Annotated in this window: 12 protein-coding genes and 1 tRNA gene; 3 read left to right on the forward strand and 10 right to left on the reverse strand. The window is 63.9% G+C overall.

Annotation, left to right across the window (positions count from 1 at the left end; translation table 11 throughout):
• Positions 1-89: 89 nt before the first annotated feature.
• The 6 genes from K9B33_RS13430 to K9B33_RS13455 form a co-directional block, all read right to left on the reverse strand.
• A tRNA-Lys gene (locus K9B33_RS13430) sits at positions 90-165 on the reverse strand.
• Between the two features lie 106 nt (positions 166-271).
• Positions 272-1,384, reverse strand: a complete 1,113-nt coding sequence (gene rodA / locus K9B33_RS13435) for a rod shape-determining protein RodA (RefSeq protein ID WP_224549438.1) — start codon at positions 1,382-1,384, stop codon at positions 272-274.
• Positions 1,381-3,465: a penicillin-binding protein 2 gene (mrdA, locus tag K9B33_RS13440; RefSeq protein ID WP_224549441.1), complete on the reverse strand. Its 2,085-nt coding sequence runs from the start codon at positions 3,463-3,465 to the stop codon at positions 1,381-1,383. The genes rodA and mrdA overlap by 4 nt, the downstream gene beginning before the upstream one ends.
• Complete coding sequence (gene mreD / locus K9B33_RS13445) at positions 3,462-3,989, reverse strand: rod shape-determining protein MreD (RefSeq protein ID WP_224549442.1); 528 nt, start codon at positions 3,987-3,989, stop codon at positions 3,462-3,464. The genes mrdA and mreD overlap by 4 nt, the downstream gene beginning before the upstream one ends.
• Positions 3,986-4,900, reverse strand: a complete 915-nt coding sequence (gene mreC / locus K9B33_RS13450) for a rod shape-determining protein MreC (protein ID WP_224549444.1) — start codon at positions 4,898-4,900, stop codon at positions 3,986-3,988. Before mreC ends, mreD begins: the two co-directional genes overlap by 4 nt.
• A 17-nt stretch (positions 4,901-4,917) precedes the next feature.
• Positions 4,918-5,964 (reverse strand): rod shape-determining protein, encoded by a 1,047-nt coding sequence (locus K9B33_RS13455; protein WP_066601439.1) that lies wholly within the window; start codon positions 5,962-5,964, stop codon positions 4,918-4,920.
• Between the two features lie 160 nt (positions 5,965-6,124).
• Between K9B33_RS13455 and mutL the strand changes: the two genes are divergently transcribed.
• From mutL to K9B33_RS13470, 3 genes are all read left to right on the forward strand, one after another.
• Entirely contained in the window at positions 6,125-7,915 is a 1,791-nt protein-coding gene (gene mutL / locus K9B33_RS13460; RefSeq protein WP_224549446.1) for a DNA mismatch repair endonuclease MutL, read from the forward strand.
• 103 nt (positions 7,916-8,018) lie between these two features.
• Positions 8,019-8,270: a hypothetical protein gene (locus K9B33_RS13465; protein WP_224549448.1), complete on the forward strand. Its 252-nt coding sequence runs from the start codon at positions 8,019-8,021 to the stop codon at positions 8,268-8,270.
• Between the two features lie 122 nt (positions 8,271-8,392).
• Entirely contained in the window at positions 8,393-8,884 is a 492-nt protein-coding gene (locus K9B33_RS13470) for a hypothetical protein (RefSeq protein ID WP_224549450.1), read from the forward strand.
• 107 nt (positions 8,885-8,991) lie between these two features.
• Here K9B33_RS13470 and K9B33_RS13475 read toward each other — a convergent pair whose 3' ends face one another.
• The 4 genes from K9B33_RS13475 to ychF form a co-directional block, all read right to left on the reverse strand.
• Positions 8,992-9,459: a MaoC family dehydratase gene (locus tag K9B33_RS13475; RefSeq protein WP_224549574.1), complete on the reverse strand. Its 468-nt coding sequence runs from the start codon at positions 9,457-9,459 to the stop codon at positions 8,992-8,994.
• 58 nt (positions 9,460-9,517) lie between these two features.
• Positions 9,518-10,798: an ectonucleotide pyrophosphatase/phosphodiesterase gene (locus K9B33_RS13480; RefSeq protein ID WP_224549451.1), complete on the reverse strand. Its 1,281-nt coding sequence runs from the start codon at positions 10,796-10,798 to the stop codon at positions 9,518-9,520.
• Between the two features lie 71 nt (positions 10,799-10,869).
• On the reverse strand, positions 10,870-11,400 hold the full coding sequence (locus K9B33_RS13485) for a DNA-deoxyinosine glycosylase (RefSeq protein WP_224549452.1): 531 nt from the start codon (positions 11,398-11,400) through the stop codon (positions 10,870-10,872).
• Between the two features lie 4 nt (positions 11,401-11,404).
• Complete coding sequence (ychF, locus tag K9B33_RS13490) at positions 11,405-12,505, reverse strand: redox-regulated ATPase YchF (RefSeq protein WP_224549453.1); 1,101 nt, start codon at positions 12,503-12,505, stop codon at positions 11,405-11,407.
• Between the last annotated feature and the right edge of the window lie 131 nt (positions 12,506-12,636).

A 12,636-nucleotide genomic window follows, 5' to 3' on the forward strand; every position in this document is an offset into this window, starting at 1 on the left:
ATGGTGTTGCCATAGGATCGGGAGGAACCTGAGAGGCCCTGTATACCTCATTGCGGCCGGCGGTAACCTGTTGATTTCATTGGAGTTTTTGGTGGACGCACTTGGGCTCGAACCAAGGACCCGCTGATTAAGAGTCAGCTGCTCTACCAACTGAGCTATGCGTCCATTCCGGCGCCGCAGGCGCTCCGGTGTGGGCGGGCTGTTAGCAGTCGCTTGGCTGTTTGCAAACCATAAATCACCCAAAGACCGGAAATTTTTCGGCTGCGGCGATCTAGGCCCAGTTTCCCGTCCCCGTACGCCGCTTGCCCGCACGATCGATGGCCATGACGATGCCGATGCACAGCATCACCGTCAGCATCGAAGAACCGCCATAGGACATGAAGGGCAGGGGGATGCCCACCACCGGGGCCAAGCCCATGACCATCATCAGGTTTATCGCCACATAGAAGAAGATGGTGGTGGTCAGTCCCGCCGCAACGAGCCGCGCAAATTTGTCGTGGGTCCGCATGGCGACCCGGATGCCCCATCGGAACAATAGCATGAAGGCAAGGATAAGCAGCGCGCCGCCCAGCAATCCCCATTCCTCGGCCATGGTGGCGAAGACGAAATCCGTATGGCCTTCGGGCAGATAGTCGAGGTGACTCTGCGTACCGTGGAGGAAGCCCTTGCCCCAGAAGCCGCCCGATCCGATCGCGATCTTGGACTGGCTGATATGATAGCCCGCGCCCAGTGGATCGCTTTCGGGATCGAGGAATATAAGGACGCGATTCTTCTGATAGTCGTGCAGGAAGCTGAAAGCGATCGGGATCGCCGCTCCCCCGACCAGTCCCGTTCCGATGAACAGGCGCAGTGGCAGACCGGCCAGGAACATGACCGTCACGCCGCCCGCCGCGATCATCGTCGCAGTACCAAGATCGGGCTGAATGAGTACCAGCGCCCAAGGCAGGCCGATCAGGACCAGTGCCGGCCATATCGCGTTCCAGCGCCGAATTTCGCCCACCGGCAGCATGGCATAGAAGCGCGCGACCGTCAGGACGATGATCGGCTTCATGAATTCGGACGGCTGAAGTTGCATGAAGCCGAGATTGATCCAGCGCTGGCTGCCGCCGGCGACGCCGCCGATCAGTTCCACCAGAAACAGGGCCGCCAGAACCGCCCCATAAGCCGGGAAGGCGAAGCGCGCGAATATCTCCACCGGAATGCGGCTGAGCGCCAGCGCCATCGCGGAAAAGATACAGAAACGCGCCGCCTGCATGGCCGCCCAGGGAAAGACGCTCCCGCTCGCCGCGCTGTAGAGCACGATCGTGCCGAAGCCGGCGATCGCAAGCAATAGCGCCAGTATGCGCCAGGGAAATTCGGTCAGTGGCTGCGGAACGATGCTCATGGCGCACCGGTCACATTGGCGCCGGGCGGTGGAGGAACATCGTCTTCGCTCTCATCGCGCGCCGGCGCCCGCGCCGGTGCGGTCGGGGAGGGCGTCGCCGCAGTACCGACATCGTCCGCGGCATTATCAGAAGGGGGCGAAACCTCCCCCTTCTCAATCGCCTTGGCGAGGCGGAAGGCGGCCATCTGGCGCGCCTGGCGCTCGGCGGGCGTACCGCCCCAACCCTTTTCCAGCATCTCCAGCTTCTCCATCGCCTTGGCCGGATCGAACAGATAGGACAGGGTATCGCTGGCGATCATCGGTGCGTCCTCGTTGCGGATCATATGCCCGCCATGTTCGATGATGCAGGCGATCGCGTAGCGTGGATTATCAAAGGGCGCGAAGCCCTGAAACAGGGCGTGGTCGCGCAGCTTGAATGCCAGCGAACTGTTGCCGCGCACGCCGCCGGCGCGTTCGGCCATGGTGATGCGCCGGACCTGCGCGGTGCCGGTCTTGCCAGCGATCATGACGCCGGGGATCGAACTGCGCGCCGCGCCGCCGGTGCCGCCGCCATTGACCACCGCGTTCATCGCATCGCGGATGATGACAAGATGCTCATCGGTCGCGCCGACCGTCGCGGGCTGAGGCCGGTTGGCGTTATGGATAAAATTGGGCATCAACTGTTTGCCGGTCGCCAGACGCGCCGCCATCACCGCCATCTGCAGCGGGTTGATGAGCATGTAGCCTTGGCCGATGGTGGCGTTGACCGTGTCGTAAACCTGCCACTTCTGATTATATTTCTTTTCCTTCCACGCCGGGTCCGGCACCGTGCCATAGCTCTGGCTGGGGAAGGGCAGGTCGAATTTCTGACCCATGCCGACACGGCGCGCCATGCTGGCGATCCGGTCCATGCCGATGCGCTGCGCCATTTGATAGAAATAGATGTCGCAGCTCTGGGCGATCGCGCCGCGCATGTTGAGTGGGCCGTGGCCCCGCCGCTTGTGGCAGTGAAAGAGGGTGTTGCCGACCCGGATCGCGCCGCCGCAGCTAATGGTTTCCTGTGGCCCGATGCCGGCCTCCAGCAGTGCCAGTGCGACCATAGGCTTGACCGTCGAACCAGGTGGATAGAGGCCCTGCAGCGTCTTGTTGCGCAACGGAACATGGTCGTCCTTCGACAGCATCTCATATTCCAGATGGCTGATGCCGTCGGAAAAGCTGTTGGGATCGAAGCTGGGCATCGACGCCAGCGCCAGCACATCGCCATTGTGGCAGTCGATCACCACCACCGAACCACTCTGGGTGGCAAGCCGGCGGCCGGCATATTCCTGCAGTCCAGCGTCGATCGTGAGCTTGATCGAATTGCCGGGCGTGTCCGGGCGTGTCGTCAATTCCCGCACGATCTTGCCGCGGGCCGTTACCTCGACCCGCTTGGCGCCGGCCTTGCCGGTCAGATGCCGGTCGAACGCCTTTTCCAGTCCGTCCTTGCCCAGCTTGAAGCCGGGCGTGATCAATAACGGATCCTTGCGCGCCTTATAGTCTTCCGCCGTGGCCGCGCCGACATAGCCGAGCAAATGCCCCACCGTCGCGCCAGCGGGATAATGGCGGGAAAAACCCTGGCTGGGCGCTACGCCGGGCAGATCGGGCAGACGTACGCTGATGGCGGCATATTGGTCGTAGGTCAGCTTGTCTGCGACCTGCACCGGGCGAAAACCAGCGGACTTTTCCAGATCCTCGCGGATGCGATCGACCTCGTCCGGCTCCAGATTGAGCAATTGCGCCAGGTGGCGAATGGTCGTCTCGGCATCGATAACCCGCTGGGGGATCAGGTCGACGCGAAAATCGGTGCGGTTGTTGGCCAGTGGCCGGCCGTTGCGATCGACAATCCAGCCCCGGCGCGGCGGGATGAGGGTCAGGTTGACGCGGTTGCTCTCGGACAGAAGGCTATATTTCTCATTCTCCGCCACGCTGATCCAGGCCATGCGCCCGATGAGCACGGCGCCGATCGCGCCTTGCAGGCCGCCCACCACCATCGCGCGGCGCGTGAAGGTGAAGGATTGGGCGGCTTCGGTGATGATCTTGCGCTTGGGGGTAAGGAATTTCATGCCATGACGCGCCAGCGGTCGATCCGCGCGCACTGCCGGACGACGAAGGGAAACAGCAATATCGTCCAGACCATCTGTGGCGCGACCAGCAAGAAACGCACATTACCTCCACCGGTGATCCTTGCGAAGAACAGGCCCCCGGCGATGCAGAAGATAATCGCGAGCGCCGCGATTAGCCAGTCCTGTCGATAGCTGCGCCAGACCATGCGATGCTCGATCGTGTCGATGCCGATCAGCGCCACGGTCCAGAGGAACATGGCCGAACCAATCGGTTGCCCGCTCATCATGTCGTCGAACAGGCCCAGCGGCAGGCCGATCCAGGTGCGCCACAGGTCGGGCCGCAGTAATCGCCAGGACAGAAGCAGCAGCAGGCCGAAGGGCGGCATGACCGGGGATTGCGCAATAACCGGCAGCGCCGTCAGGAACGAACCCAACATCACGGTGATGACCGGGGTACCCGCCAGGCGGAACCGCGAGGGGTGTCGACCCAATCTTGGCACATGGTGCAGATGCGGGTCGATCATGGCGTGGCGCCGTTGTCGGCCACACCTTCGTCCGCCACCGGGGTGGCTGCCGGGCCGGGCCGGGTGACCGCTTCCTCAAAGGCGCGCTCGACCACCACGGCGTCGACCCGTCCAGGGTTCGCCAGCGGCACGCCATAGGCGATTTCGCCCTGCGCGCGGACAACGACTGCGACAGGTATATTGGGTTGATAGACGCCGCCGATGCCCGAGGTTACCAGCAGGTCGCCCGGCTTGAAAGGGTTGCGACCGGCCGTCAGCGCCCGAATCTCGACGGTCCCGTCGCCCAGGCCCGTGGAGATGGCGGGGATATTATCGTTCGTCCGCCGCACCGGTACGATGTTGCTCGTATCGGTCAGGAGCAGCACGTCGGAGCTGTTGGGCGTGACGATGTGGATGCGGCCGATCAACCCTTCGGGCGCTCGGACCGGCATACCGGGGCGGACGCCCTGCCAGCGCCCCGCATTGAGACGCGCAAAACGGCGCGTGCTGGTGGCGGATGACGCGATCAGTCGCGCCGTCAACACCTGGCTGGCGTCGGCATCGACCAGCTTCAGCAGCTTTTTCAGGCGCAGATTTTCCTGCGCGACGCCCTTGGCTTCGATGATGCGGTTACGGTCCGCCTCCACCTGCCGGCGCAGCGCGACATTCTGCGACCCGGCGCGCCAATAGGCGGCCAGCACTTCGTCAATCGAACTGACGCCGCTCACCATGCCTTTCAGCGCGTTGGACACCGGGCGACCGGCTTCGGCCGTCGCAATGCGGATCGCAGAGAAACCGGTGGGGTCGAAGATCGCGACCACCACCAGCAACAAACCTACGGCTGCACCGGTTACCGCCACGACGTAGCTGGCGAAAAGGCTGTATTGCGCCTTCCGGTTGATACCGGGGCGTCGGCTGGGTGGCCGCGCCATCTAATCGTCCTTCTCGATCAGGCGGTTTGCAGCACGCCCCGGAAGATCGGATCTTCCATCGCGCGGCCGGTGCCAATGGCGACGCAGGTCAACGGGTCTTCGGCGATGGTCACCGGCAGGCCGGTTTCGTCGCGCAGTTCGTCGTCCAGCCCCTTGAGCAGTGCGCCGCCGCCGGTCAGGACGATGCCCTGGTCGACGATGTCGGCCGCCAGTTCAGGCGCGGTGTTTTCCAGCGCGATGCGGACACCTTCGACGATGGTGCTGATCGGTTCCGCCAGCGCATCGGCGATCTGGCCCTGGTTGATCGAGATTTCCTTGGGAACCCCGTTCACCAGATCGCGGCCCTTGATATGGATCGTTTCGCCGACGCCGTCTTCGGGCGGCTGGGCGACGCCATATTGCTTCTTGATCCGTTCCGCCGTGGCTTCACCGATCAGCAGATTGTGATGGCGACGGACGAAGGACACGATCGCCTCGTCCATCTTGTCGCCGCCGACGCGGACGGAGGTGGTGTAGGCCAGGCCACGCAGCGACAGCACGGCGACTTCGGTCGTGCCGCCGCCGATGTCGACCACCATCGACCCGATCGGCTCGGTCACCGGCATGTCGGCGCCGATCGCGGCGGCCATCGGCTCCTCGATCAGGAACACCTGGCTGGCGCCGGCATTGCTGGCGGCGTCGCGGATCGCGCGCCGTTCCACGCTGGTCGAACCCGACGGCACGCAGATCACGATTTCAGGGGCGCGCCAGGGGCTGTGCTTGCCGCCATGCACCTTGGTGATGAAATGCTTGATCATCTGCTCGGCGACGTCGATGTCGGCGATCACGCCATCGCGCAGCGGGCGGATGGCTTCGATCGAATCCGGGGTCTTGCCCATCATCAGCTTGGCGTCCACGCCGACCGCCTTCACCCGCTTGACGCCGTTCAGCGTCTCGACCGCCACCACCGACGGCTCGTTCAGTACGATGCCGCGGCCGCGCACATAGACCACCGTATTGGCGGTGCCGAGGTCGATGGCCATATCCTGCGAGGTGAATTTGAAGAGACGCGAGAAGATCGACATGCCTTATCCTGTATCGCCCGCCGTCCCCGCGACGCGATTGGGGACCGGTCGGAAAGCTGTTCTGCTCTTGCCGTTCACCTCTTCTTTCTTGCGCCTTGCAGTGCAAAAAATTCAGGTTCGCGGCTCGCGGAAAGCGCTCGATTGGGCTAGTCCCTAATCAATGTCAATACGCCGTCTGCCCGAACATCTGGTCAATCGTATCGCTGCCGGTGAAGTGGTCGAAAGACCCGCCAGCGCGCTGAAAGAGATCGTCGAAAACGCTTTGGACGCGGGCGCGACTCGCGTCGCCATCCGCCTGTCCAATGGCGGGCTGGACCGGATCGAGGTCAGCGACGATGGCTGCGGCATGGATTCGGGCGACATGGCGCTGGCGCTGGAGCGCCACGCCACGTCGAAGCTGCCCGACGATGCCATTGAAAATGTGGCCACATTGGGCTTCCGCGGGGAGGCGCTGCCTTCGATCGCCAGCGTGGCGCGCCTGTCGATCGACAGCCGGCCGCGAGGGGCCGATGGATGGAACCGCACGGTCGACAATGGCCAATTGGTGGCGGAGGGGCCGATCGCCTTGCCACCCGGCACCCGGGTCATAGTGGAGCAGCTATTTGGCAAGGTGCCGGCGCGGCGCAAGTTCCTGCGCTCGCCCAAGGCGGAATATGCCGCCTGCCTCGACATTGTCCGTCGTCTCGCAATGGCACATCCCGCCGTCGCTTTTTCGGTCGAACATGACGGTCGCCGGGTGCTGGGCGTGCAGGGCGAGGAGGCGCGCGAGGAGCGTGTCGCGGCGCTGACGGACCGGGCGCTGGCGGACAATCATGTGATCGTGTCGCTTGAACGCGAAGGCATCCGCCTGTCCGGCGTCGCGTCGATCCCGACCTACAATCGCGGCGTGGGCGATCATCAATATTTGTTCGTCAACGGGCGACCGGTCCGCGACCGCTTGCTGATCGGGGCACTGCGCGGCGCTTATGCCGACATGTTGGCGCGCGACCGGCATCCGGTCGTGGCGCTGTTCCTCGACGTGCCGCCGCTGGAAGTGGATGTGAACGTCCATCCCGCCAAGACCGAGGTGCGTTTCCGCGATCCGGCATTGATCCGCGGCATGATCGTATCCGGCCTGCGCCGCGCGCTGGATGCGGAGGGGTTTCGCGCGGTGCAAAATGCCGACCCGGCGGCCCTGGGGGCGTGGAAGCCCGAACCGGTCTCGCCCACCCCGATCGGGTCGATGCCGATCTTCGAGGCGCCTGCCGCCTCACCGGCGAGCTACAACCAGTTTGCGCCATCCTCCTTTGCCGATCGCCGCCCATCCTTCATCACCCCGCCACCGCAGGCCCGCGCCGAACCCGCCGCAGCCCCTGCGCCGGAAGGCAACAGCTTCCCACTCGGCGTGGCGCGTGGTCAGGTGGCGCGCACCTATATCGTGGCGGAAGCAGAGGATGGGCTGGTCATCGTCGATCAACATGCCGCGCATGAACGGCTGACCCTGGAGCGGATGCGCCGGGCGATGGAGGGGCAAGGCGTCGCCTCGCAGGCGCTGCTGCTCCCCGAAGTGGTGGAACTGGACGAACCGGCCTGCGACCGATTGGAGGCGCGCATCGCGGAACTCAAGGATTTCGGCCTGGACCTGGAGCGATTCGGTCCATCGGCGATGCTGGTCCGATCGGTTCCGGCGATGCTGGGGCAATCGGACGTGCAGGGCCTCGTCACCGATCTGGCCGACGATCTGGCCGCCTATGACAGCGCGCTGTCGCTCAAGGAGCGGCTCGATCTGGTGGCCGCGACCATGGCCTGCCACGGATCGGTGCGGGCAGGGCGGGTGCTGAGCGTCGCGGAAATGAACGCCCTGCTCCGCGAGATGGAAGTCACGCCGCGATCGGGCCAGTGCAACCATGGGCGCCCGACTTGGGTGAAGCTGGATCACAATTCGATCGAGAAGCTTTTTGGTAGGAAATAGAATGCGTTGCAAGGTAGCTGTTAGGCGACTGATGTAGGAGGACCATACATAGTTGTCGACTTCTGCTGTCCCTCTAATTGCTGCTGTAGCCCGTTTGGAGTATATGTCCGAGATGGCTATTTCTGATCTTATGGCGAGCTATGCAGGCGACGTTGCTTGGGCAAATTTTGCACGTGCATATGGTCAGAACGATCAAAGCATTGAAAGCGTAGCAGATGCGGTTGTCGGAGAGCAGGCTGCTGCTTGGCTTCAAGGCCCTTTGTCGGCGCTTGATGGCTACAGCCCTAACGGGATCATGGGTAACTATCCCAGCGGACATATCGCGATTCGTGCATTACTCATGCGATTGCCGTAACGTAAGCTTTCCGATGACATCAGGCATTAGCTTCTCACAGAATTCCGTTACCGCACATGGGACAAGCTTGGTGAAGCTCGGCCATGGCGGTATTGAGAAATTGTTCGGGAGGAAATGAGCCGATGATAATCCTCGCCACCTTGTTGCTGGCCGCTGCCGATCCGGTTTGCGCAGCGCCGGCGCCGCTGGTCGAACCCTGGACCAGTTGGACCCAAAGCGGGCAGGCGAAGGCCGGCGTGCTGGCGCAGGGTGCGCCGGCGCTGATCCTGGGCAAGCCGTTGACCGCCGATCTGTCCCCCGCCGCGCAGGTCCAGTTTCGCGTCGCGCCGGGCAAGGGCGCGAAGGAGGGCTATGGCGGGCTGTTCAGCCTGTCGCTCAAGCAGGCGGCGCGGGTCGGCATTGCGCTGTCGGGGCCGGCGTGGGTGGATGTGGTGACGGGCGACGCATCGCTTGCCTCGGTCGATCATGGCCATGGGCCGGACTGTTCGGGCATCCGCAAGATCGTCTGGTTCGACCTGCCCGCCGGGCGGCATCTGGTGCAGATTGCGGGATCGAAGGCGGCTTCGGTGCGCGTGATGGCGGCGGATGCGGTGGCGAACCAGCTTAGGAACTAAATTCTAAGCCCGTTCGGGCTGAGCCTGTCGAAGCCCTGCACGTCTTTCGTCGAGAAATGACGGCCCTTCGACAGCCTCAGGGCGAAAGGACAGGGGGAAGATCGCAATCAAGCCGGCCGCGTGCGCCACATGGCGATCGGGATCATGGTCAGGACCGGCCTGTCGTCCTGGTTGAAGATCGTCACTTTGTTGCGGACGATGCCCATTTCCGGGCGGCTTTGCGATGCCTTCTTGTCGATCACCTCACTGCGTCCACGCAGCGTATCGCCGGGCCGTACCGGGCGCAGCCAGCGCAATTCGTCCACGCCCATCGCCCCCAGGCTGGCCGCCTGGCGACCGGGCTGCCGCTGCATTTCCGCGACGAACATCTTCATGAACAGGGCGGTGGTGTGCCAGCCGCTGGCGGACAGCGTCCCGAAATGGGTCTGCGCGGCCGCTTCGTCGGACAGATGAAAGGGTTGCGGGTCGAACTCTGCCGCAAAGGCGATCGTCTCATCGCGCGATACCGTCAGCGGGCCGAAGTCGAAGCCGTCGCCGATCGCGATGTCCTCGAAATAGACAATTTCTTCCGCCATCATCCGTCTCCCATTGCAACGGATGAAGGCTTAGAAGCGGTTTCCGTTTACGTCAATGTCAGGGTTTGATCAGGCCCTGCAACATAGCCGCATCGCCATCGGATGGTTGCGGCGTCACGCCCAGCAGCCGGGCCAGCAGTGGATAGACGTCGACATTGGCGAAGTCGGCCGACGGGCGAAACCCCGTGTTGAAGGCCGGGCCGTTGGCGATGAACAGCGCCTGCATTTCTGGAGCGCGATCGTCCCAGCCATGGTCGCCGCCGGTGATCGGCTTGGTCGGGGTCGTATTCTGGAACACCCAACCGGTTTCCGCGAGGCAGAAATAGGGCGGGATGCGACGGTGCGTGCCATAGTGGAAGCGCGCCGGGATTTCGCCCTTGCGCCAGCATTGCATATGGCCACGCGACTTGAACAGCGCGGCTTCCAACGTCTTTTCATGGCCCGGGACCGCGGCCAGGCTGGCATAGGGGCCGGTTTCGACGGTGCGATAGTCGGCCGGGTTCGCGATCTTGTCGAGGACGATGACCCGGTCGTTCGCCTTGGCCGCCATGCCGTGGTCGGACACGATGACGATGTTTGCGGGCTGTCCCATCGCCTTCAGTCCGGCGATCAGGTTGCCGATATGGACGTCGACATCGGCAACGGCCTGGGTCGTTTGCGCCGCATCGGGGCCGTTGACATGACCAGCGGTGTCCACCTCGTCGAAATAAAGGGTGACGAACCGCGGACGGATGTCGGCCGGGCGGCGTAGTATGTCGAGGACGCTATTTACCCGCTGGGTCGCGCTGATCGCCTCATTGAACTGCGCCCAGTCGCTGGGGCGCGATCCGTTGCTGATGCTATAGGGCCATTCGGCCGCCTTGGTGCCGCCCCAGGCGACGTTGGAACCGGGCCAGAACATCGTCGCGGTGCGCACACCCTGTTTCTCGGCGGTGATCCAGATCGGCTCGGCTTCGTTCCACCAATAGGGATCGTCGCTGGCCATGGTGAACTTGTCCTTGGGCCGGCTCTCATCCTCCATATTGTTGGCGACGATGCCGCTGCGATCAGGCCGGTCGCCGGTGACGATCGCCCAGTGATTGGGGAAGGTCTTGGTCGGGAAGGACGGGCGCATCGACGCCTCGACGCCTGCGGCGGCCAGCGCGTTGAGGTTGGGCGACACGTTGCGGGTCAGATAGTCGGGGCGGAAACCGTCGATCGACACCAGCAAGGTGATCGGCGCGCGCTGCTCGGCGGGTGCAGACGCGATGGCGACGGGATGCGGCTGCATCGGCGCGCAGGCGCCCAGCAGGGCGGAGACGGACAGGGCGAGGGCGTGGGGCAGGCGGCGGAGGGACATCAGCGACTCTTCATGTTTTGGCATTGCCCGCTGCTTAGCAGCCGGACCATGTCGGTAAAGTGACGAAGACGTCAGGAAGCCGCAGCGAGATGATCGGCGATCGCCATCCACGCGGCGCGTTTGGCGTCGCGCGACAGGCTGGCATAGGCGCCGCTGGAGGAGGGCAGGTCGATTAGGGGCATATCCTGCCGCTCGCCCAACTGTCGCCGGCCATGTAGCGCGGCTGTCTTGCCGTTGAAGGCGATGGCCCGGAGCGCGGGCAGGCGCGCGACGAAGGCGCCAAGGTCGCGCAGTTCCGCGCCACGGATCGATCCGTCCAGACTGCCATCGCGCTCGGCGCTCTCGATCACGTCCCACAGGCCAATGCCGCGTGCGCGCAGCCGTTTGAGCCGCATCGCATAAGGCTGGCCGCGCAGATCTTCGCCCAGCACATCCCCGACCAAAGTCCAGAAAGCGTTGCCGCGATGGGCATAATATTCGCCCTGCCGGATCGACGCATCGCCCGGCAGGCTGCCCAGGATCAGGACGCGCGTATCGGCATCGACGCTGGGCGGGAAGGCTGCCTTGCGCTGGGCAGGCATCTGGCCAAGCCGCAGCGCCATGGGATCAGACGTTGAAACGGAACAGCATGATGTCGCCGTCCTGCGTCACATATTCCTTGCCTTCCGACCGCCACTTGCCCGCTTCCTTGGCGCCGGCTTCCCCATTATATTGCACGTAATCGGCATAGGCCATGGTTTCGGCGCGAATGAAGCCCTTCTCGAAATCGGTGTGGATCGCGCCCGCCGCCTGAGGCGCCTTCGATCCCTTCGCCACCGTCCAGGCGCGCGCTTCCTTCGGTCCTACGGTGAAGAAGGTGATGAGGCCCAGCAGTTCGTAACCGGCGCGGATGATGCGGGCGAGACCGGCTTCGGTCAGGCCCAGCGCTTCGAGATATTCGGCGCGTTCCTCGACCGGCATGGTCACCAGTTCCGCCTCGATCGCGGCGGACACGATCACCGCACTGGCGTTTTCGGCCTTCGCCTTTTCGAACACGCGCGCGGAAAAGGCGTTGCCGTCCGATGCGGCGTCTTCCTCGACATTGCAGACATAGAGAACCGGCTTGGCGGTCAGCAACTGCGCCTGATTGAACAGCCGCTCTTCCTCGACATCGCGCGGCATGGTGAGGCGGGCGGGCTTGCCCTCGCGCAGCAGGTCGAGCGCCTGGCCCAGCACGGCGGCGGCGGCCTTGGCTTCCTTGTCGCCCTGCGCGGCCTTCTTGGCGAGGTTGGGGACGCGCTTTTCCAGGCTTTCCAGATCTGCGAGCATCAATTCCATCTCGACCGTCTCGGCGTCGGCGATCGGATCGACCTTGCCCTCGACATGGGTGATGTCGTCATCCTCGAAACAGCGCAGGACGTGGACGATCGCGTCCGTCTCGCGGATGTTGGCCAGAAACTGGTTGCCAAGCCCTTCGCCCTTCGACGCGCCGCGCACCAGTCCGGCGATGTCGACGAAGCTGAGCTGCGTTTCGATGATCTTCGCGCTGCCGCCGATCTTCGCGATCGTGTCCAGCCGGTCGTCGGGCACGGCGACGCGGCCTTCATTGGGTTCGATCGTACAGAAGGGATAGTTGGCCGCCTGCGCCGCCTGCGTTTCGGTCAGCGCGTTGAACAGGGTGGACTTGCCCACATTGGGGAGGCCGACGATACCGCAACGAAAACCCATTTGACTGCCTTATAAGATCGGAAACATTGGCGCGCCCGATAGCGGTTTGCGCGCCCGATGGCCAGCCTTGGCGCGTTCGTGGGCCAGAAGGGGTGGGACAAAAGGCGCAATTGCAATCGGCGGCGCTTTGC

The organism is Sphingobium sp. 3R8, assembly GCF_020166615.1.
GTDB classification, from domain to species: domain Bacteria; phylum Pseudomonadota; class Alphaproteobacteria; order Sphingomonadales; family Sphingomonadaceae; genus Sphingobium; species Sphingobium bisphenolicum.

Excerpts from the sequence above, each read along its gene's own strand:
- K9B33_RS13480 (WP_224549451.1), bottom strand. The coding sequence starts at position 10,798 with ATGTCCCTCCGCCGCCTGCCCCACGCCCTCGCCCTGTCCGTCTCCGCC.
- ychF (WP_224549453.1), bottom strand. The coding sequence starts at position 12,505 with ATGGGTTTTCGTTGCGGTATCGTCGGCCTCCCCAATGTGGGCAAGTCC.
- mreD (WP_224549442.1), bottom strand. The coding sequence starts at position 3,989 with ATGATCGACCCGCATCTGCACCATGTGCCAAGATTGGGTCGACACCCC.
- K9B33_RS13465 (WP_224549448.1), top strand. The coding sequence starts at position 8,019 with ATGTCCGAGATGGCTATTTCTGATCTTATGGCGAGCTATGCAGGCGAC.
- mutL (WP_224549446.1), top strand. The coding sequence starts at position 6,125 with ATGTCAATACGCCGTCTGCCCGAACATCTGGTCAATCGTATCGCTGCC.
- K9B33_RS13475 (WP_224549574.1), bottom strand. The coding sequence starts at position 9,459 with ATGGCGGAAGAAATTGTCTATTTCGAGGACATCGCGATCGGCGACGGC.
- K9B33_RS13455 (WP_066601439.1), bottom strand. The coding sequence starts at position 5,964 with ATGTCGATCTTCTCGCGTCTCTTCAAATTCACCTCGCAGGATATGGCC.
- rodA (WP_224549438.1), bottom strand. The coding sequence starts at position 1,384 with ATGAGCATCGTTCCGCAGCCACTGACCGAATTTCCCTGGCGCATACTG.
- mrdA (WP_224549441.1), bottom strand. The coding sequence starts at position 3,465 with ATGAAATTCCTTACCCCCAAGCGCAAGATCATCACCGAAGCCGCCCAA.
- K9B33_RS13470 (WP_224549450.1), top strand. The coding sequence starts at position 8,393 with ATGATAATCCTCGCCACCTTGTTGCTGGCCGCTGCCGATCCGGTTTGC.
- mreC (WP_224549444.1), bottom strand. The coding sequence starts at position 4,900 with ATGGCGCGGCCACCCAGCCGACGCCCCGGTATCAACCGGAAGGCGCAA.
- K9B33_RS13485 (WP_224549452.1), bottom strand. The coding sequence starts at position 11,400 with ATGGCGCTGCGGCTTGGCCAGATGCCTGCCCAGCGCAAGGCAGCCTTC.